Raw genomic sequence first — 20,061 nt, 5'->3', positions numbered from 1 at the left:
TTCTTATGAGTCCCCCTTATTTGTATTTTCTACTATTTTTTCAATACTTCCATCTCTTATATAGACTATTCTATGAGTGTAATCAGATATTTCAACATCATGAGTGACTATGATAAGGGTTTGATTGTATCCTCTTGCCATAGAAGTCATGAGATCCATTACTTCCATGGTAGTCTTTGTATCCAAGTTTCCTGTAGGTTCATCTGCAAATACTATTTTAGGTTTTCCTACAAAAGCCCTTGCAATACTCACTCTTTGCTGTTGCCCACCACTCATTTCAGAAGGTTTGTGATTCAGCCTATTTCCAAGGCCTACTGCTTTAAGCATTTCTCTTGCTCTTTTATCTCTCGTACCTTTTGGAATTCCACGAAAGGTAAGGGGGAGACTGACATTTTCCAGAGCAGAAAGAGTAGGAATTAGATTGTATGACTGAAAAACAAATCCTATGTACAATTGTCTAAATTTGGCCAACTGTTTTTCATTCATCTTTTCTATATGATGGTTATCTATAATGATTTCGCCCTTTGTAGGCTTCTCGAGGCCAGCAACTATGTTTAAAAGAGTACTCTTTCCAGAGCCAGAAGTACCTAAAAGGCATACAAATTCCTCTTTACTTATCTGGAGGCTTATATCATTTAGAGCTATTATTTTTTCATCTCCCATTTTATATACTTTTCTCACATGGTTTAAGCTGATAAGCGGGTCCATGTTTTCACCTCCCTACAATTATGTATCTACATTTTACCATATAAAAAGTGTATTCAAAAGGAACAAAATAGTTACAATAATATTTGTTCTTGTTGACAAATCTTTTCGTATAAATTAGAATAATCTTACCGACCGACTGGTCAGTCAATAGCATTGGAGGTTTAAAAATGAAGAAAAAGGCATGTATTTTAGCTTTAAGTATTGTACTTTCCATTGCTTTTTCAGGATGTACTTCACCTTTTCAGAAAAATAAAGTTGAAGAAGCCAAAAAAGAAGAGTACATACCTGTTGAAGTAGAAGATGTTTCTCTTGGAGAAATATATGATGAAATAAGCATTTCAGGTAGGTTTTTTTCAGAAAAAGACTCTATTGTTCTTCCTCAAATTCCAGGGGAAATAAAGAGTATAGAAGTGAAGCCTGGGGACAAAGTGAAAAGTGGAGATTTACTATTTGTCATTGAAAATGAAGAAGTAGATAAACAGGTAAATATGGCAAAAGAGGCCTTAGATGATTTGAAGTCAAAGAAAAATGAAATTGAAAAGGCCAAGTCCCAACTTCCATCTGTCAATGTAGTTGATGGAGCAAATGAGGAAAGGACTAAAAAAATGGTGGAGATTGAAGGGAAAAAAGAAGAATTAGATAAGCTTTCAAAAGAATTGGATGGCAAGCTTTCAGAAGTAGAAAATGGATACAAACAAGCCAAGGATACCTTAGAAAAATTAAAAGTCCGAGCTACAACAGATGGAGTAGTTTCTTCTGTAAATATTAAGGAAGGTGGATTTGCTACAAATAGTGAACTTGCCATGATGATATCAGATTTTGACAATATGTATGTGGAAATAAATGTAGTTGATAAGCTTTTGAACAAAATAAAAAAAGATGATGAGGTATTTGTAGATATTCCATCGTTAGATAAGAAAAATGTCGTGGGGAAGATTGAATACATGGCTTTGAGTCCAAATGTAAAAACTGGTCTTTATCCAATAAAAATAACTGTTGATACGAAAGATTTAAATATTCCCATTGGAGCATTGGGAAAAGTCACGATAAAAGCGGACAAAAGAGAAGATGTCGTAACTATTCCAAATGATGCAGTATTGGATATAGATGATGAAAGCGTAGTTTATATAGTGAAAAATGGGAAAGCCAAGAAAGTAAAAGTAGTTAAGGGATTGGATGGAGGAGATAATGTTGAGATAAAAAGTGGACTTAAGGGTGGAGAAAAACTCATAGTTAAAGGACAATATTATGTATCAGATGGTACTACAGTCAAAGTAGTGAGAGGTGAAGGTAAATGAATCTATATAGTTTTTCTGTAAAAAAGCCTATCACTATTTTGATGATTACATTGGTAATTTTAATTGTTGGTATAGTTTCTTTGACTAGAATTCCATTGGATCTTCTTCCTAAAATAGAAATTCCTATAGCCGTAGTATCTACAAGTTATAAAGGGGCAGGGCCTCAAGAAATTGAAAAATTGGTGACAAAGCCTATTGAAGGGGCTGTAGCTACTGTAGGAAGTGTGAAAAATGTAAAGAGCATTTCTATGGATGGAAATTCTCTTGTAGTGATAGAGTTTAATTTTGGTACAAATATGGATTTTGCCAATCTTGAGATGAGGGAAAAAATAGATTTGGTAAAGGGATATCTTCCTAGAGAAGTTTCAAATCCCATGGTGGTCAAAGTAGATCCCAATGCATTGCCTATTTTGCAATTGGCCTTTTATAGTGACGAGGATTTGGGAAAACTTCAATCTCAGGTTATGGAAATAATAAAACCAAGAATTGAGAGAATCGAAGGAGTGGCTAGTGTAGCGGTGACCGGAGGAAATGAAAAGGAAGTAGCTATAGTTGTAAATGAAGGAGAACTTGAAAGATATGGGCTGAGTATGGATAGAATTACTCAGACAATAGGGGCTGAAAATTTAAATCTTCCTGGAGGTCAGGTGCATAGTGGGGGTAAAAAGCTTACAGTGAAGACTTCAGGAGAGTTTAGTTCCATTGAACAAATAAAGGCTCTTCCCATACCTCTTGTTACAGGGGGAGTTATTCATTTAGAAGATATTGCTCAAATTTCTCTTGAAGATAAGGAAATAAACACTATCTCTAGAATAAATGGAAAAGATGGCATCAATATGTCTATTCAAAAACAATCTGGGGCCAATACTGTTAGAGTCAGTGAAGAGATAAATAAAGAATTAAATGAAATACTAAAAGAATATCCTTCATTGGAAATGGAAATTGTATTGGATCAGGCAAAATATATAAAGGACAGTATCATCAATGTATTTAAAAATGCTTTGATGGGTGCTGCATTTGCCATAATTGTCCTATATATATTTTTGAGGGATTTAAAGACTACTTTGATAATATCTGTTTCTATACCAGTTTCTATTGTTGCAACTTTTATATTGCTATATTTTAGAAATATAACTTTTAATGTCATGACTTTGGGAGGAATGGCATTGGGAGTAGGAATGCTTGTAGACAATTCTATAGTAGTGCTTGAAAATATATATAGAATGAGTGAAGGAGGAGAACCTTCTGATACAGCTGCTATAGAAGGGGCAAAAGAAGTGAGTATGGCTGTTATAGCTTCTACTCTTACTACTATAGTAGTATTTTTGCCTATGGTATTTGTTCGTGGTTTTACAGCTACTATATTTAAAGAATTGGCCTATACAGTTGTATTTTCACTTTTGATATCTCTGTTGGTTTCTCTAACGCTCATTCCAATGCTCTCTTCTAGGTCTTTAAGAAAAAAGAAGAAAATTGAGAGAAAAGATATCTTCTATAAATTTTATGGAAAAGTAGAGAAGGAATATAAAAATATACTTGATTGGGCTCTTAGACATAAGGGATGGACAGTATGCATTGCAGTTTTAATATTTATATTTACTCTTACTCCACTATTTCTTATAGGAGGAGAATTTTTCCCCCCAATTGATGAAGGAGTATTTGTGGTAAACATAAGTCTTCCTCAAGGTTCTAGTTTTAAAGACATAAATGAAGTTCTTGGAAGACTTGAAGGTGAAATTGGAAATATTGAAGAAGTTGATACAGTATTTTCAACTATTGGTGCAGGTTCTCTTGTGTCTACGTCAAGTAGTAGTACCAATTCCAACAAAGGAAGTATCACCGTTATTTTGAAGCCTTTAAATGAAAGAAATAAAAGCACCTTCCAAGTAGCTGATGAAGTGAGAAATATAAAAAAGGATATTGCAGGGGCAGATATAAGTGTAGATGTGTCTTCAGAGTTGATGGGAGGTCTCGGTGGAGATCCTGTAAATATTTCTATTAAGGGAGATGATTTAGATACATTAAAAGGTATTGGAGAAGATTTTAAGGAAATTGTGAAAACTGTACCTGGTACTAGAGAAGTAAAGTCAAATTATGAAGATGGAATACCAGAAGTAAAGATAGTTCTCCATAGAGATATGGCTAGCCAATTTGGGCTCAGTACTTATCAAGTAGCTAATTCAGTGAGGGGAAATCTTTCTGGAGTTGTAGCTAGTAAATACAAATATGAAGGTTCAGAAATAGATATAGTCGTGAAAAAGGAAGGCTCAAAGGATGAAACTATTCAAGGACTCAAATCTTTAAACATACCAACTCCTTTGGGAAGTAGTGTTCCTCTTTTAGAAATAGCGGATATTCAAGTAGAGAAGGGGCCTGTAAATATATATAGGGAAAATCAATCTAGAGTGGTCAGTGTGACTAGTCAAATTTATGATAGAGATATGGAAAGCACTATAGAAGATATAGAAGCAAAGTTAAAAGATTATCATATGCCTAGGGGGTATAGCTATAGTTTTGAAGGACAGCATAAACAACTAGTTAAAGCTTATAGGGATTTGACTTTGGTCCTAATACTTGCTGTGGTATTTGTATTTATAATACTTGCATCTCAATTTGAATCTTTTATATATCCTTTCATTATTATTCTAAGTGTTCCACTATCTTTTTCTGGGGCAGCACTATTTTTGTTGCTTTCAGGAAAGAGTTTGAGCGTTCCAGCTATAGTGGGGGGAATAGTATTGGCAGGAATAGTGGTTAATAATGCTATAGTATTGGTAGATTATATAAATACTTTGAGGAAAAATGGTATGGAAAAAGACGAGGCGGTGAGAAAGGCAGGGCCTACTAGATTGAGACCAATACTTATGACTACCCTTACAACTGTATTGGGACTTTTGCCTTTGGCTATTAGAAGAGGAGAAGGTTCTGAAATACAAAGCCCTATGGCTATAGCTGTAATAGGAGGACTTATTCTTTCTACTCTACTTACACTAGTACTGGAACCTGTTTTATATATAATGTTTGACAATTTGAGAAATAGAAACAATTAAGAGTAGGTGAAATAGATGACTAGAGAAGAAAAAAAGATAGAAATACTAAAAGCAGCAGCTATTGTATTTTCTAAAAATGGATTTTATGCAGCTAAAATGGAGGATATAGCAAAGCAAGCAGGAATAGGAAAGGGTACAGTATATGGATATTTTGATAGCAAGGAAGCACTTTTTCATGAACTACTTAAATATGGAATAGAAGAGTACAAAGAAGGAATGGAAAAGGTCCTTAAGGGAAAGGGTAGTGTGAAAGAGAAGACTATAGAATTGTTTAAATATCATGGAAAGTTTTTGACCAAATATATAGATATTGCTCAGATTTTTATAAATCAACAAGCAGTATTTCCCAAGGAATTGAGGAAAGAAATGCTAAAGGAAAAGATGAAATTGTTTTCTATGCTAAAGGAAATGATAGAACAAGGCAAAAAAGATGGAGAACTTAGAGATGATTTAGATGAAGAATTGGTTACTCTTTCTATAGCAGGCTCTATAAGTCAATTTTATGGGAAAAAAGTATTTTTTGATAATTATAGCTATGATGAGATTTCTCCAGAACCTATGGTGGAAATCCTCTTTAAAGGATATATATAGCTAAATATTGAAGGGTATGATATAATATTGGCTGTAAAGGAAAACTAATGAATTGGAGGTATGGACCATGGAAAAAGCTATTATCAGAGTAAGAATGAGTGCAGGAGATGCCCATTATGGTGGGAATCTTGTAGACGGTGCAAAGATGCTACAATTGTTCGGAGATGTAGCTACAGAATTGCTTATAAGAAATGATGGAGATGAAGGTTTATTTGCAGGTTATGAAAAGGTTGAATTTTTAGCTCCAGTTTTTGCGGGAGATTATATTGAAGCTGTTGGAGAAATAGTTAAGACTGGAAATAGCTCAAGAAAAATGGAATTTGAAGCTAGAAAGGTTATAGCTCCAAGACCAGATATCAATGATTCAGCGTGTGATGTATTGGAAGAACCTATAGTAGTTTGTAGAGCTGTGGGAACTTGTGTAGTTCCAAAGGATAAACAAAGAAAGTAATATTTAAAAAGTTGAGGTGATATTTATGGAAAAATTAATTATTACAGCAGCTATATGTGGCGCGGAAGTTACAAAGGAAAACAATCCAAGTGTACCTTATACAGTAGAAGAAATAGGTAGAGAAGCTGAAGCAGCATACAAAGCTGGAGCTAGCATCATACATTTACATGTAAGAGAAGACGATGGAACTCCTACTCAAAGCAAAGAAAGATTTAAAGCTTGTATTGATGAAATAAAGAAGAGATGTCCTGATGTAATCGTTCAACCTTCAACAGGTGGAGCAGTTGGAATGACTGATGAAGAAAGACTTCAACCAGTTGAATTGAATCCTGAAATGGCAACTCTTGACTGTGGTACATTAAACTTTGGTGGAGATGAAATATTCGTAAACACTGAGAACACTATCAAAAATTTTGCAAACGTTATGAATGAAAAGAACGTTAAGCCAGAAATTGAAGTGTTTGACAAAGGAATGGTAGACTTAGCTATAAGGTATCATAAACAAGGATTTATAAAAGCCCCTATGCATTTTGATTTTGTACTTGGAGTACAAATGGATGCAACAGTGAGAGATTTAGCTTATTTGGTTCATAGTTTGCCAGAAGGTTCTACATGGACGGTAGCTGGAGTAGGCAGACATGAGATTCCTATGGCTGTGGCAGCAATCATCATGGGCGGTCATGCTAGAGTAGGATTTGAGGACAATGTTTACTTATCAAAAGGTGTTTTAGCTAAATCCAATGCTGAATTGGTAGAAAAAGTTGCTAGAATCTCAAGAGAAGTAGGAAGAGAAGTAGCTACACCAGATGAAGCAAGAAAAATATTAGGTCTTAAATAGATTGGAAAACCCTTTTCAGAGTTCAAAAAAACATAGAATTCTGGAAGGGGTTTTTTATTTTTTTGATTAATAAACATTATTTAAATTGTTGCCACATTGTATAGAACTAGATTGGAATTATAATAATATGATTTTTTATATATAATAATAAGTGGGAAGGTTGAAGGTGATATTTATGGTTACCTTGGGAAAGAGACAAAAAGATATAATTCATTATTTATTAAAAATCAAAGAAAACTCTACTATCAAAGAAATTGCTTTGATTTTTAATGTCAGCGAAAGAACTATTCGCTATGATTTAGATATTATAGAAGCTTGGTTAAAAGAAAAAAATGTTGATTTAATTAGAAAACCTAGATTGGGAGTTGGGATTGATTTAGGGAACAAAAATGCACATGAGATATTAAATGAATTGACAAGTTTAGAAAATATTGATTACTCAGCCGAGGAAAGACAATTTCATATAAAGCTTTTACTTTTTTTATCGGCAAATTATATTACATTAGAAGACATTTCTGAAATTATAAAGGTTAGCAAAAATACTATTATTTCTGATTTAGACAAAATAGAGGAAGAGTTTTATGAAAGCGAAATTTCACTTGATAGGAAAACTTATTATGGAATAAAGTTTTTGGGGAAAGAAAGCTCTATACGAAATGAAACTTCTAAATTGATAGGTAAAGGGCTAAAGAAAGGATTATTGAGTAGCTATGAAATTGAGTATTTATTCGAAGATATAGATAAAGCTCTAATATTAAAAGCAATTAAAGAAAAAGAAAATTTTCTTGAGATTTCTTATACGGAAGAATCCATAAAAGAGTTAATTGTTAATATAGCTGTTGCCATAAAAAGAGTTAAAAAAGGCAAAAGTATAGAATGTGTCTACGATTTAGATAAAGATAATAGAGGCTATGCTACTACAAAAAAGGCCTTGGAAATAATCGAAAAGGCTGATGACATTGTATTTGATGAAAATGAAATTAACTATTTAGATAAAATATTTAAAGGAGCAAAAATCAGAGATTCTATAAGTTTTCCAGGAGAGTATGAAAATGAAAATGTGAATATTATTGTTCAAGAAATAGTTGAAGATGTAAAAAAATATTTAGGTATAGATCTTGAAAAGGATGTGGAGGTTATAAATGGTCTAAGAACTCATCTTGAAGTGGCTTTCTATAGAATTAGCAATAATTTGACAATAGAAAATCCTCTTACGGATCAGATTAAATATAGATACCCTTTTATATTTGAAATGTCGAGAAAAATATTAAATAAGCACAAAACATTTTTGGGAGGAAAGTTGATAGATGATGAAATAGCTTATGTGGCAATGCATATTGGAGCAGCTTTTGAAAGAAATAAAAGTTCGAGTTTTATGCCAAATGTACTTTTAGTTTGTGGAAGTGGTTTTGCGACTTCAAATCTTTTAAAGACTAGATTGAATATTATGTTGCCAGAACTGAAATATATGGGGCCGGTTTCTGCCCATGAAGTAGATGAATGCATAAAAAAGAATAATGTAGATTTTGTAATTAGTACTAGTCCATTAGAAATTTCTGGAATAGAAGTTATAAGAATAAATCCTCTTCTTGACAATGAAGATTTAAGCAGATTGAAAACTCTCATATTTAAGAATACTGTTAGAAAACAACTAGATTATATATCTGATATAAATGGAGCAAATGCTTATAGAAAAGTGAATTATCTAGGAGAGCTTCTTAATAGTGAAGAAGTTAATTTGAAAGTTGACTGTGAGAATTGGAGAGAAGCAATTCATTTGGCAAGTAAACCTCTTATAGAACAAAAAAGTATTACAAAGGATTATATAGACGCTATGATAAAAGCAGTTGAGGAATTGGGACCTTATATGGTTTTTATTCCACAGGTAGCTCTTACTCATGCCTCTAATCACAATGGAGTTTTGAAAGATTCTATGAGTTTACTTACATTAAAAGAAAATATAAAATTCGGAGATAAAGGAAATGAGGAAGTAAGGATAATAATAGTTCTAGCTAGTCTGAATCCAGAATTATATATGGAAAAACTAGTGAAATTGGTGGAAATTTTAGAACAAGAAGCAGCAGCTGATATATTGATAAATGCAGATAGCTATGAAGAAATTATGTATTTGAGAAATTGATGGAGGGGATTAAATGGCAGAAGAAAAAATTATGAATATAGAAAACATTAAATTGAAGGTTAAAGCTAATGATTGGAAAGAAGCTATAAGAAAGTCAGGAGGGATTTTAGAAGAAAATGGCTATGTTAAGAACAAGTATATTGAGGATATGATAAAGGCTGTAGAAAATTTAGGACCTTATATAGTTATATCGCCTCATATAGCCATTGCCCATGCAAGGCCAAGTGATGACGTTTTGAAAGATGGTATGAGCTTGGCAATTTTAGAAAAACCGATTAAGTTTGGGAACAAAGAAAATGATCCGGTTGATATAGTTTTTTCATTATGTGCTAAGTCTCAACAATCTCACCTAAAAGCATTGGAGCATTTGGCAAAAGTGCTAGAAGATGGAGAAAATATTCATATACTAAGAAATACTGAAGATATAAATGAAGTATATAATTTACTAAATAAAAATTAAGGGGGAAAATTTTATGAAAAAAATAAAAATACTTGCTGTGTGTGGATTTGGAGTAGGTTCATCGATGATTCTAAAGATGAAAATAGAGGAGGTATTAAAGGAAAATAATATTAATGCTACTGTTTTAACTGCAGATGTAGGAAGTGCGAGTTCAACTCCAGCAGATATAATTTTCACATCAAAAGAATTAGAAAAAGGAATTAAGGAAAAAGTTAATGTTCCAGTTATAGGGATTAAAAACTTTATAAACAAAAAAGAAATTGAAGAAAGTGGATTAGAAGCAATAAGAAGTTTGCTTTAATAAATTAAAGGGAGGTTTTATAAGTGAAGTTTTTAATGTTTCTTATAAACGAAATTTTTAGAGAAGCTGCTTTGTTTTTAGGCCTTATTGCATTGATAGGCTTGCTATTACAAAGAAAATCTGCTTCTGAAGTTTTTCAAGGGACTTTTAAAACAATTTTAGGTGTTGTTATATTAACACAGGGTACATCTATTTTAGTCAACTCAATGGGGCCTCTTAGCAATGGATTCAATGTATTATATGGATTGAATGATGAGGCAGCTCTAAATCCTATGGGGGCGGATCAAATTATTTCACAATTTGGTTCGGAAATAGGACTTGCTATGCTTTTGGCTTTTTTGGTTAATGTTTTCTTTGCCAAATTTGTAAAGAATAAAAGATTTAAGAATGTATTTTTGACAGGACATCATTTATTCTGGTTTGCATTTATATTTGTAGCTGTAGGTGTAGAAGCAGGTCTTACAGGTGGTAGCCTTGTTTTATTCAGTACAATATTTTTATCAATTTACATTATTATTGCACCAGCCATTATCAGACCTTATGTTAGAGCTGTAACGGGTGATGACTCTTTTACTTTAGGCCATCCAACAGTAATACTTTCGTTAGTTTCAGGAATTCTTGGAAAGATTTTTGGAAATAAAGAACGTTCAACAGAAGATTTACAAATAAGTGAAAAATGGGGTTTTTTAAGAGAAATAACTGTTACTTCATCATTGGTAATGTTTATAGTTTATCTTATAGTTGGAGCAATGATGGGTGGTCAAGCTAAAGAAGTATTTGCTACAGATAAAAACATAGTAGTATATTCATTGATGCAAGGAGTTTTATTTGGAGCAGGGCTTACTGTGCTTTTGTCAGGTGTAAGGATGATGCTTGCAGAAATCATACCAGCATTTAAGGGTATATCAGACAAATTGATACCTGATGCAATACCAGCTCTTGACTGTCCAATTATATTTCCATATGCACCAAATGCTGTATTGATTGGATTTGTAGTATCCATGATTACTTCTGTTATTACAATAATGATTTTGGGTAAATCAGGCTTGTTCTCATATGCAATAATGCCTTTGACAATAACTTGTTTCTTTGAAATAGGTACTGCAGCAGTTATAGGAAATGGTACTGGAGGATTAAGAGGCTCTATAATAGGGTCAGCGGTTGCAGGAGTTTTGATGATATTCTTAGTTGGATTTTCAATACCATTCTTGGCACATACTGCATCTGATTGGATTCTTATATTTGGAGGGAATGATTTTTCATTGTGGTCTATAGTTGCTGGAAGTATTGCAAAATTATTTGGATTAGGAGCATAGCTTATGACTGATTATGGATTTGAATATTTGGAATATGCAAAAAAAATAATAGAAAAAATTCAAGATACTCAATATGAAAATATAAAAAATGCTGCTCAAAAAGTAGCAGAAGCTGTGGAGAAAGGGAATAGTATTTTTGTATTTGGCTGTTCCCATGCAGGCATAGTATCTGAAGAACTGTTTTATAGAACTGGTGGATTTGCTCTTATAAATCCTATATTTAATCCAACGCTTATGCTAAATACTAGACCTGTGACTATGACTTCTAAAGCTGAGAGGCTAGAGGAATTTGGAAGAGATATCATACAAGAGAGTCCATTAAGTGAAGGAGATGTTATAATCATTCATTCAGTTTCTGGGAGGAATCCCGTAACGATTGATGTAGCTATAAAAGCAAAAGAAAAAAATGCTTATGTAATAGCAATAACAAATATGAAGTACTCAACTTTAGTTACTTCTAGGCACTCCAGTGGGAAGAGACTCTTTGAAGTGTCTGATTTGGTAATAGATAATTGTGGGGATTTTGAAGATGCAGCAATTGAAATGAAAGGATTTAAACAAAAAGTAGGTCCTACATCTACTATAGCAGGAGCAGCCATTGGAAATGCTATCGTGGTTAAAGCTTCAAGTATATTGTATGAAAAAGGAATAGAACCACCAATATTTCATAGCGCCAATGTAGATGGTGGGGATGAGTTCAATAAGAAAATGCTAGAAAAATATAAAGACAGAATATTTTATATGTAGATTGGAAAACCCTATCTTAATTTCTTGAAGTTAAGATAGGGTTTTTTAGCATAAATTTTTCGACAAATTGAAGGAATTAATAAATTTTTGGAGAATAAGAATAGTAGAGAAGGAAGGGGAGGTGCCAAGATATGGTAGTTTCCGTACAGAAAACTCTACTTATACGATGTGAGATATGTGGAAGAATTGAAACTTATAATATAAATTTATTTAATATTTCTAAAGGAGAAAAAATTGAATACAAATCTTCTTTTAATAGTACTGGTGTTTTCATAAAAACTCTTGATTATAAAACTTATTTTATAGAGTCTCATTGTCCTATATGTGGAAGTACACATATATATCGATATAGCTTAAAAAATATGCTTAAAGATGACAATTGGTCTAACATACATGAATATAAAAATTGTTTTATAGAAAATAAAGGATATGATGAGGAGACAGTTCTTAAAGACGAGGATGAATTTAACAATTATTTAAAAAAATTCAAGATACTCCTATCATCTTTAGAAAGACTTGAAAAATTAAATGAAGAAGGTAAGATTATTTGTGGTTGTGGGAACGATAAAATGAGGGTGGAATTGTTCTCTGACAGAATAGAGCTTATATGTGAGAATTGCAAAAGTGTACAGATAATTTATACAGAAACAGAAGAAGATTTGGCTGTATTACTTAAAAAAGAGGAAATACATCTTAAGGCTCACAATATTTCTTATATAGATTCAATAGCAGAAAGAATTAAAGATGTGAAGAGAAGTAATGGCAAAGAACAATAAAAATGATATAATATAAAATGAGAAAATAATAAGGAGAGTGGAAAAATGTTAGTTACAGGTAAAGAAATACTAGAAGATGCTCATAAAAATGGGTATGCAGTAGGTGCATTTAATATAAATAACATGGAGATAATACAAGCTATAATAGAAGCTGCTGAAGAAACAAAATCTCCAGTTATTTTACAAGCTAGTCAAGGTGGTTTAAAATATGCTGGAATAGAATATATAGAAGCATTAGCAAAAGTTGCTGCTCATAAGGCCAAAGTTCCAGTAGCTATACATCTTGATCATGGCACAGATTTTGATCAAGTAATCAAATGTATAAGACATGGATTTTCATCTGTAATGGTTGATGGCTCAAAGCATCCAATAGAAGAAAACATAGCAATAACTAAATTGGTAGTAGATATAGCTCATTCAGTAGATGTTTCAGTAGAAGGAGAACTAGGCAAGATTGGAGGAGTAGAAGACCATATTGTTGTAGATGAAAGAGAAGCTACTTTTACAGATCCTGATGAAGCTGTACGATTTGTAAAGGAAACAGGAGTAGATTCATTGGCAATAGCTGTAGGAACTGCTCATGGAGTGTATAAAGGTGAACCAAAATTAGATTTTGATAGGATAAAGATCATAAAAGAAAAGACAAATATGCCACTTGTACTTCATGGTTCTAGTGGAGTTCCATATGAAAGTTTAGAAAAAGCTGTAAGCTTAGGAATAAACAAGATAAACATTGATACTGACATAAGAGCAGCTTTTGCACAAGCTGTAAAAGATTTCTTAAAAGAAAATCCAGATAATATAGATCCAAGGAAAATTTTGGGACCAGCAAGAATGTCCATGAAAGAAGTAGTTATGGAAAAGATGAAGGTATTTGGCTCAGTTGGAAGAGCATAGGGAGGGGAAATATGAAATTTTTTATTGATACTGCCAATATTGATGAAATTAGAGAGATAAATGATTGGGGAGTGATATGTGGTGTAACCACAAATCCTTCCCTTATTGCAAAAGAAGGGAGAGACTTTAAAGAAGTCATAAGTGAAATAACAAGTATAGTAGATGGACCTATTAGTGCAGAAGTTATATCTCTTGAATGTGATGGAATGGTTAAAGAAGCAAAAGAACTAGTTAAAATCCATCCAAATATTGTAATCAAAATTCCCATGACAAAAGAGGGTTTAAAGGCAGTAAGTGTACTATCTAAGGAAAACATAAAGACAAATGTAACCTTAGTTTTTTCTCCTAGTCAAGCGTTACTTGCAGCAAGAGCTGGAGCAAGCTATGTCAGTCCTTTTGTTGGAAGAATGGATGATATAGGAAATGAGGGCATGGCAATTATAAAAGATATAAAGGAGATATTTGAAAACTACAATATATCTACTGAGATAATTGCAGCTAGTATTAGGCATCCTATGCATGTGATTCAAGCTGCAAAAGCAGGTTCTGATATAGCAACTATACCTTATAGTGTATTTGTTCAAATGGTTAAACATCCTATGACGGATTTAGGTATTGAAAAGTTTTTAAAAGATTGGGAAGGATTAATAAACAAATAAGGAGGGAAAAAATGGATAGAAATCTAGCCTTGAATTTAGTCAGAGTTACAGAAGCAGCAGCTCTTGAAAGTGCCAGATATTTAGGTAGAGGAGATAAAATAGCAGCAGATCAAGCAGCTGTAGATGGAATGAGGAAGATGTTCGATACTTTAAGTATTGACGGAACTGTAGTTATAGGAGAAGGAGAAATGGATGAAGCTCCTATGCTCTACATTGGAGAACAAATAGGAAAAGCAGTAGGAGATTCGCCAAAATTAGATATAGCTGTAGATCCTCTTGACGGAACTACATCTGTTGCAAAAGGACTCTCAAATGCTATATCTGTAGTAGCAGTAGCACCTAGAGGATGCTTACTTCATGCACCAGATATGTATATGAAAAAAATTGCAGTAGGGCCAAGAGCTAAAGGTACAGTAGATATAAATGCTACGGTTGAGGAAAATTTAAGAAATATTGCAAAGGCTTTAAATAAAGATATTTCTGATTTGACAGTGACTATCCAAGATAGACCTAGACATGAAGAACTCATAAAACAAGTGAGGAGTGCTGGAGCTAGAATAAAGCTATTTGGCGATGGGGACGTAGCAGCAGCTATAGCTACATGCTTTGAACATTCAGGTGTAGATGTACTTATGGGTATAGGAGGAGCTCCTGAAGGGGTTTTGGCAGCAGCAGCTCTAAAGTGTATGGAAGGCGAATTTCAAGGAAAACTATATCCAATGACTGATGAACAAATAAAAAGATGTCGTGAAATGGGTGCTGATATAGATAAAGTTTTGAGGCTAGAAGATTTAGCCAAAGGAGACGAAATAATATTTGCAGCTACAGGTATATCTGATGGCGAACTTTTAAGAGGTGTAGTATATTATGAAAACAATATGGCTAAAACTTATTCTGTAGTCATGAGGGCTGAGACCGGTACTATAAGATTTGTAGAAGCACTTCACAAGCTAGATAAAAAGCCAGAATATGCTAAATAATTTCCTGTAGGTTTTTCCTACAGGGTTCCCTTTCTTTTTTCTCATCTTATTTTTTCAACCAATAGATAAAAGGTATATATAGTGGAGGTGTATTTTTTTGACCCAAATTGAGTTAGAAGGCAAGAAGATTGCCGAATTGAGAGAAATTGCAAAGAATATAGGAATAAGGAGTCCTTATAAATTCAAGAAAGAAGAGCTTATAGATTTGATACTTCAGGATTATGCTTCAAAAGAAATAGATGATGAGGAAAGAGAAGAAGATTATGACGAATATAAAGCTGAAAAAATAGATATAAAAGATATAAATACAGATGTACTGCCGGAAAAGGTCACAGAAGAATTGGAACAAATGGATAATATAAATATGGCTAAGGGAATATTGGAAATTCACACCGATGGTTATGGTTTTTTAAGATGTGAAAATTATCTTTCTGGCGATGAAGACATATATGTATCTCCTTCTCAAATAAGAAGATTTAGACTTAAAACAGGAGATAAGATAAAGGGAATTACAAGACCACCAAAACAGGGAGAAAAGTATAAAGCCCTTCTTTATGTAAAGAGTGTCAATGATTTAAATCCTGAAACCTGCGTAAATAGACCAGATTTTGATACATTGACTCCTATTTATCCAAGAAAAAGAATTGTCCTTGAAACTACTCCAAATGAGCTTTCCACAAGAATGATAGATTTGTTGGCTCCTATAGGAAAGGGGCAAAGAGGTATGATAGTGTCTCCTCCAAAGGCAGGAAAGACTACTCTACTTAAAATGATTGCCAATTCTATTTCAATAAACCATCCTGAAATTGAATTGATAGTATTACTCATAGATGAAAGACCAGAGGAAGTTACAGATATGCAGAGATCTGTAAGGGGAGATGTGGTTTATTCAACTTTTGATGAATTGCCTAAACACCATACAAAGGTAGCTGAAATAGTTCTTGAAAGAGCTAAAAGACTTGTGGAACATGGAAAAGATGTAGTTATACTTTTAGATAGTATCACAAGACTTGCAAGGGCATACAATTTAACCATACCTGCAACAGGTAGAACTCTTTCTGGTGGACTTGATCCAGGTGCATTACATAAACCTAAAAGATTTTTTGGAGCTGCTAGAAATGTAGAAGAAGGTGGCAGTTTGACTATACTTGCGACTGCTTTAGTTGAAACAGGAAGTCGTATGGATGATGTCATATTTGAAGAATTCAAAGGTACAGGCAATATGGAAATTCATTTAGATAGAAAACTTTCTGAAAAAAGAATATTCCCTGCCATTGACATAAATAAATCTGGTACTAGAAGAGAAGAACTTCTTTTAAATCAAAGAGAACTTGAGACCATTTGGAGTGTGAGAAAAGCTCTATCCAATGCTCCTACTCAAGACGTAACAGAAATTCTCATTGAAAATTTAATGCAGACCAAAACAAATGATATATTTATTGAGGAAATGAGAAATAAAATTTGGGTTTAAAAGTTGAAATACTTTTTTTTCTATGCTATAATTAAAAAGTTGAAATATGTAAAATAGATAATTTCTATAAACTAGCTACAAAAGAGAGGTGAGCATCATGAAACAAGGAATTCATCCAGAATATCACGAAGCTACAGTTTACTGTGCTTGTGGAAATACTTTCAAGACAGGTTCAACTAAAGAAGAACTTAGAGTAGAAGTTTGTTCAGAATGTCATCCATTCTTTACAGGTCGTCAAAAGTTTGTTGAAAAAGGTGGACGTGTAGAAAAGTTCAAGAAGAAATATGGTATGAAATAATTTCTTTAAAGAGACAGGTTAGATGCTTACATCTAGCCTTTATTTTTTTGGAAACCAGCCACGGGGATGTTTCATTTGGCTGGTTGGATGATGTCCCTGGTTAGCCAAACGAAACATAGGTATCGTGGCTTTCCTGTGGCTAGTTTTATATGGTATAATATGAGTATAAAATGTTTTGGGGAGTTGATCATTTGAAGATAAAAGATATAAACAGGGTTCCCAAACACATGACTACTATAGGAGGGCAAGCTCTCATAGAAGGAGTTATGATGAAAGGACCAAAAGATATTGCTATAGCAGTTAGAAAGCCAGATCATGAGATAGAAGTTAAAAAGGAAAGATTAGATACTCCAAGTATCAATCACAAATTTTTGAGACTTCCATTTATAAGAGGAGTAGTGGGACTTGTAGAGGCTATGGTCATAGGGACCAAATCTCTTATGTATTCAGCAGAATTTTTTGGAGAAGATATGGAGAAGACTAAATTTGAAAAAGCTTTGGAAAAGAAAATGAGTCCTAAAAAGGCTGAAAATGTAGAGATGTTTTTTACAATGCTTTTGTCCTTTGCAATAGTCATAGTATGTTTCATGCTGGCACCTACATTTTTAACAAATTTATTTAAAAATGTAGTAGAAAGTCCAGTACTCTTAAATCTCATAGAGGGAGTCATAAGAATAATTTTTTTCCTCATATACGTAATATCCATTTCTAAAATGGAAGACGTGGGCAGAGTATTTGAGTATCATGGAGCAGAACACAAGACTATTCACTGCTATGAAAATGAAGAAGAATTGACAGTTGAAAATGTAAAGAAGTATCCAACTCTTCATCCAAGATGTGGAACCAGCTTTTTGTTTATGGTCATGATAGTGAGTATATTGGTGCTTTCCCTGTTTGGATGGCCAAACCCACTACAGAGATTTTTCATAAGACTTCTAATGTTGCCAGTTATAGCTGGGATCTCATATGAAATAAATAGAATAATAGGTAGAAGTGGTGGTAAACTTGCTTATATTTTATCTTATCCAGGGCTTTGGCTTCAAAAGGTAGCTACTACAAGAGAACCTGATGGAGAACAAATAGAAGTAGCCATTGAAGCTTTGAAAGGTGTACTTGTAGAAGACAAGGAGGAAGACCTTTGGAAATAAAAAAGCTTTTGGAAAGAGGACTCAATATATTGGGAGAAAGAGAGTATTTAAATGGGCCCTTGGATGTGATTTTAATATTAAGTTATCTACTGAATGTAGATAAATCTTATATTTATACACATGGAAACAGAGAAGTTTCAGATGAAATTGTTGATAAGTTTTTAGAACTTGTCAAAAAGAGAAGAACTGGATGGCCTATTGCCTATCTTATAAATGAAAAAGAATTTTATGGACTTAATTTTTATATAGAAGAGGGAATACTCATTCCTAGACCTGATACGGAAATATTGGTAGATTATATATTAAATAATGGAATAAAAAATTATCAAGGAAAGATAAATATACTTGACTTAGGTTCAGGGAGTGGCTGTATAGGCATAACTCTTGCCTATCATATAAAGAAAGCCCAGGTATATTCTATAGATATAGATGAGAAAGCCTTGGAAGTTACAAGGAAAAATGTAGAGAAATTTCATCTTCAAGATAGAGTAGAAGTAATAAAAGAAAATATATTAGAAGAAATAAATTCTTTACAAATAGACGAAAAAATAGATATAATAGTATCGAATCCTCCTTATATACCCAGAAAAGATATAGAAGAACTTCAAATAGAAGTCAAAGATTTTGAACCCAGAAAGGCATTGGATGGAGGAATAGACGGATTAGATTTTTATAAAAAGATAATTCCAGAGAGCAAAAAATATTTAAAAAGTGGTGGAATGCTAATATTTGAAATAGGATATGATCAAGGTCCTAGCCTTATAAAAATATTTAAAAGTGAAAATTACGAAAACATAAATATCATAAAAGATTTGCAAGGACTGGATAGAGTAATATTTGGGACCTTGCCTTAGGGGGAAAGAACATGTACTTTAAGATGTTTTGGACTTTTTTTAAGATAGGAGCATTCACTATTGGGGGAGGATATGCTATGATTCCCCTTATTCAAGAGGAGGTTGTAGAAAAAAATGGATGGCTTGATACTGATGAGTTTATGGATATTCTGGCCATAGCGGAAGTGACACCTGGCCCTGTGGCGGTAAATACAAGCACTTATGTTGGATATAAATTGAAAGGTGTTAAAGGTTCTTTATTGTGTACTTTAGGAACTATCCTTCCTTCATTTTTAATCATCCTTTCTATTGTCACGTTTTTGTGGCAATATAGGCAAAATGAAGTAATAGACAAGATATTTTTAGGAATACGTCCTGCAGTGGCTGCGCTCATATTCTCAGCAGTTTATAAACTTGGGAAAAATATGAAGCTAAATTGGGCTAAAATAGCCATTGCTGCTGTGACAGTACTTCTAATAGTAGGGATGAATATATCTCCTATATATATAATACTTGTAGCAGCATTTGGATCTATTGGGTATTTTAAAATGAAGGAGAAAGACATATGACGAATTTGTTGAAACTTTTCATATCATTTTTAAAAATAGGTGGATTTAGTTTTGGCGGAGGATATGCTATGCTTCCACTTATAGAAAAGGAAATAATAGATATCCATGGCTGGATGACTGCCAGTGAATTTATAGATATATTGGCTGTAGTGGAAATGACTCCAGGACCAATTGCTATAAATTCAGCTACATTTATAGGCTATAAAGTTGCTGGTGTATGGGGCTCTGTAGTGGCAACACTTGCTGTAATACTACCTTCCATTGTCATAATCCTCATCATAGCTCATTTTCTATCTAAATTTAAAGATTCTCTTTATGTAGAATGGGCTTTTAGAGGAATACGACCAGTAGTATTGGGTCTTATATTGTCAGCTAGTATTGGAGTTTCTAAAAATGCATTTATAGACTTTAAGAGCGTCATAATAGGAGGAGTATTGTTTTATCTCATTTCTTTTAAAAAACTCCATCCTATATTGGGCATAGTCATTGCAGGTACAATTGGAGCATTAGTTTATTGATATATTTGTAGT

21 protein-coding genes are annotated in these 20,061 nt (G+C 33.1%); 20 read left to right on the top strand and 1 reads right to left on the bottom strand.

Annotated elements, in window-relative coordinates:
• Window positions 1-3 precede the first annotated feature (3 nt).
• On the bottom strand, window positions 4-708 hold the full coding sequence (locus BUA21_RS01710) for an ABC transporter ATP-binding protein (RefSeq protein ID WP_072742792.1): 705 nt from the start codon (window positions 706-708) through the stop codon (window positions 4-6).
• Window positions 709-875: 167 nt separating this feature from the next.
• Here BUA21_RS01710 and BUA21_RS01705 point away from each other — a divergent pair, with 167 nt between their 5' ends.
• From BUA21_RS01705 to BUA21_RS01610, 20 genes are all read left to right on the top strand, one after another.
• Complete coding sequence (locus BUA21_RS01705) at window positions 876-2,006, top strand: efflux RND transporter periplasmic adaptor subunit (RefSeq protein WP_072742791.1); 1,131 nt, start codon at window positions 876-878, stop codon at window positions 2,004-2,006.
• Complete coding sequence (locus tag BUA21_RS01700) at window positions 2,003-5,056, top strand: efflux RND transporter permease subunit (protein ID WP_072742790.1); 3,054 nt, start codon at window positions 2,003-2,005, stop codon at window positions 5,054-5,056. The genes BUA21_RS01705 and BUA21_RS01700 overlap by 4 nt, the downstream gene beginning before the upstream one ends.
• 15 nt (window positions 5,057-5,071) lie before the next feature.
• Window positions 5,072-5,647: a TetR/AcrR family transcriptional regulator gene (locus BUA21_RS01695; RefSeq protein ID WP_072742789.1), complete on the top strand. Its 576-nt coding sequence runs from the start codon at window positions 5,072-5,074 to the stop codon at window positions 5,645-5,647.
• Window positions 5,648-5,714: 67 nt separating this feature from the next.
• Window positions 5,715-6,098 carry a 3-aminobutyryl-CoA ammonia lyase gene (kal, locus tag BUA21_RS01690; RefSeq protein ID WP_072742788.1) on the top strand — a complete coding sequence of 128 codons (384 nt, stop codon included), beginning with the start codon at window positions 5,715-5,717 and terminating at the stop codon, window positions 6,096-6,098.
• Between the two features lie 25 nt (window positions 6,099-6,123).
• On the top strand, window positions 6,124-6,936 hold the full coding sequence (gene kce / locus BUA21_RS01685; protein ID WP_072742787.1) for a 3-keto-5-aminohexanoate cleavage enzyme: 813 nt from the start codon (window positions 6,124-6,126) through the stop codon (window positions 6,934-6,936).
• A gap of 175 nt (window positions 6,937-7,111) precedes the next feature.
• Complete coding sequence (locus BUA21_RS01680) at window positions 7,112-9,076, top strand: BglG family transcription antiterminator (protein ID WP_072742786.1); 1,965 nt, start codon at window positions 7,112-7,114, stop codon at window positions 9,074-9,076.
• A 13-nt stretch (window positions 9,077-9,089) separates the two neighbouring features.
• On the top strand, window positions 9,090-9,536 hold the full coding sequence (locus BUA21_RS01675) for a PTS sugar transporter subunit IIA (protein WP_072742785.1): 447 nt from the start codon (window positions 9,090-9,092) through the stop codon (window positions 9,534-9,536).
• Window positions 9,537-9,549: 13 nt separating this feature from the next.
• Entirely contained in the window at window positions 9,550-9,837 is a 288-nt protein-coding gene (locus BUA21_RS01670) for a PTS sugar transporter subunit IIB (protein WP_072742784.1), read from the top strand.
• Window positions 9,838-9,860: 23 nt separating this feature from the next.
• The gene (locus tag BUA21_RS01665) at window positions 9,861-11,153 is read left to right on the top strand and encodes a PTS ascorbate transporter subunit IIC (protein WP_072742783.1); all 1,293 of its coding nucleotides are present in this window, start codon (window positions 9,861-9,863) and stop codon (window positions 11,151-11,153) included.
• A gap of 3 nt (window positions 11,154-11,156) precedes the next feature.
• Window positions 11,157-11,900, top strand: a complete 744-nt coding sequence (locus BUA21_RS01660) for a sugar isomerase domain-containing protein (RefSeq protein ID WP_072742782.1) — start codon at window positions 11,157-11,159, stop codon at window positions 11,898-11,900.
• Window positions 11,901-12,031: 131 nt separating this feature from the next.
• The gene (locus BUA21_RS01655) at window positions 12,032-12,676 is read left to right on the top strand and encodes a hypothetical protein (protein WP_072742781.1); all 645 of its coding nucleotides are present in this window, start codon (window positions 12,032-12,034) and stop codon (window positions 12,674-12,676) included.
• A gap of 45 nt (window positions 12,677-12,721) precedes the next feature.
• Window positions 12,722-13,573 (top strand): class II fructose-1,6-bisphosphate aldolase, encoded by an 852-nt coding sequence (locus BUA21_RS01650; RefSeq protein WP_072742780.1) that lies wholly within the window; start codon window positions 12,722-12,724, stop codon window positions 13,571-13,573.
• 11 nt (window positions 13,574-13,584) lie between these two features.
• Window positions 13,585-14,232, top strand: a complete 648-nt coding sequence (gene fsa / locus BUA21_RS01645; RefSeq protein WP_072742779.1) for a fructose-6-phosphate aldolase — start codon at window positions 13,585-13,587, stop codon at window positions 14,230-14,232.
• 11 nt (window positions 14,233-14,243) lie between these two features.
• Window positions 14,244-15,212 carry a class II fructose-bisphosphatase gene (gene glpX / locus BUA21_RS01640; RefSeq protein ID WP_072742778.1) on the top strand — a complete coding sequence of 323 codons (969 nt, stop codon included), beginning with the start codon at window positions 14,244-14,246 and terminating at the stop codon, window positions 15,210-15,212.
• A gap of 97 nt (window positions 15,213-15,309) precedes the next feature.
• Window positions 15,310-16,683, top strand: a complete 1,374-nt coding sequence (gene rho, locus BUA21_RS01635; protein WP_072742777.1) for a transcription termination factor Rho — start codon at window positions 15,310-15,312, stop codon at window positions 16,681-16,683.
• 97 nt (window positions 16,684-16,780) lie between these two features.
• Window positions 16,781-16,981 carry a 50S ribosomal protein L31 gene (gene rpmE / locus BUA21_RS01630; RefSeq protein WP_072742776.1) on the top strand — a complete coding sequence of 67 codons (201 nt, stop codon included), beginning with the start codon at window positions 16,781-16,783 and terminating at the stop codon, window positions 16,979-16,981.
• Between the two features lie 191 nt (window positions 16,982-17,172).
• Entirely contained in the window at window positions 17,173-18,129 is a 957-nt protein-coding gene (locus tag BUA21_RS01625) for a DUF1385 domain-containing protein (RefSeq protein WP_233242575.1), read from the top strand.
• Window positions 18,120-18,983, top strand: a complete 864-nt coding sequence (gene prmC, locus BUA21_RS01620) for a peptide chain release factor N(5)-glutamine methyltransferase (protein ID WP_072742775.1) — start codon at window positions 18,120-18,122, stop codon at window positions 18,981-18,983. Before BUA21_RS01625 ends, prmC begins: the two co-directional genes overlap by 10 nt.
• Window positions 18,984-18,994: 11 nt before the next feature.
• Window positions 18,995-19,531, top strand: a complete 537-nt coding sequence (locus tag BUA21_RS01615) for a chromate transporter (protein WP_072742774.1) — start codon at window positions 18,995-18,997, stop codon at window positions 19,529-19,531.
• Window positions 19,528-20,049 carry a chromate transporter gene (locus tag BUA21_RS01610; RefSeq protein WP_072742773.1) on the top strand — a complete coding sequence of 174 codons (522 nt, stop codon included), beginning with the start codon at window positions 19,528-19,530 and terminating at the stop codon, window positions 20,047-20,049. The genes BUA21_RS01615 and BUA21_RS01610 overlap by 4 nt, the downstream gene beginning before the upstream one ends.
• Window positions 20,050-20,061: the final 12 nt, after the last annotated feature.

The sequence above is a fragment of the Sporanaerobacter acetigenes DSM 13106 genome (genome assembly GCF_900130025.1).
Taxonomy (GTDB): Bacteria; Bacillota; Clostridia; order Tissierellales; family Sporanaerobacteraceae; genus Sporanaerobacter; species Sporanaerobacter acetigenes.
This window is presented reverse-complemented; position numbering and strand designations above follow the sequence as displayed.

Bases quoted from the DNA above. Each gene is read 5' to 3' on its own strand.
- kal (WP_072742788.1), top strand. From the start codon at position 5,715: ATGGAAAAAGCTATTATCAGAGTAAGAATGAGTGCAGGAGATGCCCAT.
- BUA21_RS01695 (WP_072742789.1), top strand. From the start codon at position 5,072: ATGACTAGAGAAGAAAAAAAGATAGAAATACTAAAAGCAGCAGCTATT.
- fsa (WP_072742779.1), top strand. From the start codon at position 13,585: ATGAAATTTTTTATTGATACTGCCAATATTGATGAAATTAGAGAGATA.
- BUA21_RS01650 (WP_072742780.1), top strand. From the start codon at position 12,722: ATGTTAGTTACAGGTAAAGAAATACTAGAAGATGCTCATAAAAATGGG.
- glpX (WP_072742778.1), top strand. From the start codon at position 14,244: ATGGATAGAAATCTAGCCTTGAATTTAGTCAGAGTTACAGAAGCAGCA.
- kce (WP_072742787.1), top strand. From the start codon at position 6,124: ATGGAAAAATTAATTATTACAGCAGCTATATGTGGCGCGGAAGTTACA.
- rpmE (WP_072742776.1), top strand. From the start codon at position 16,781: ATGAAACAAGGAATTCATCCAGAATATCACGAAGCTACAGTTTACTGT.
- BUA21_RS01710 (WP_072742792.1), bottom strand. From the start codon at position 708: ATGGACCCGCTTATCAGCTTAAACCATGTGAGAAAAGTATATAAAATG.
- BUA21_RS01705 (WP_072742791.1), top strand. From the start codon at position 876: ATGAAGAAAAAGGCATGTATTTTAGCTTTAAGTATTGTACTTTCCATT.
- BUA21_RS01610 (WP_072742773.1), top strand. From the start codon at position 19,528: ATGACGAATTTGTTGAAACTTTTCATATCATTTTTAAAAATAGGTGGA.
- BUA21_RS01615 (WP_072742774.1), top strand. From the start codon at position 18,995: ATGTACTTTAAGATGTTTTGGACTTTTTTTAAGATAGGAGCATTCACT.
- BUA21_RS01675 (WP_072742785.1), top strand. From the start codon at position 9,090: ATGGCAGAAGAAAAAATTATGAATATAGAAAACATTAAATTGAAGGTT.
- BUA21_RS01655 (WP_072742781.1), top strand. From the start codon at position 12,032: ATGGTAGTTTCCGTACAGAAAACTCTACTTATACGATGTGAGATATGT.
- BUA21_RS01700 (WP_072742790.1), top strand. From the start codon at position 2,003: ATGAATCTATATAGTTTTTCTGTAAAAAAGCCTATCACTATTTTGATG.
- BUA21_RS01670 (WP_072742784.1), top strand. From the start codon at position 9,550: ATGAAAAAAATAAAAATACTTGCTGTGTGTGGATTTGGAGTAGGTTCA.
- BUA21_RS01660 (WP_072742782.1), top strand. From the start codon at position 11,157: ATGACTGATTATGGATTTGAATATTTGGAATATGCAAAAAAAATAATA.
- BUA21_RS01680 (WP_072742786.1), top strand. From the start codon at position 7,112: ATGGTTACCTTGGGAAAGAGACAAAAAGATATAATTCATTATTTATTA.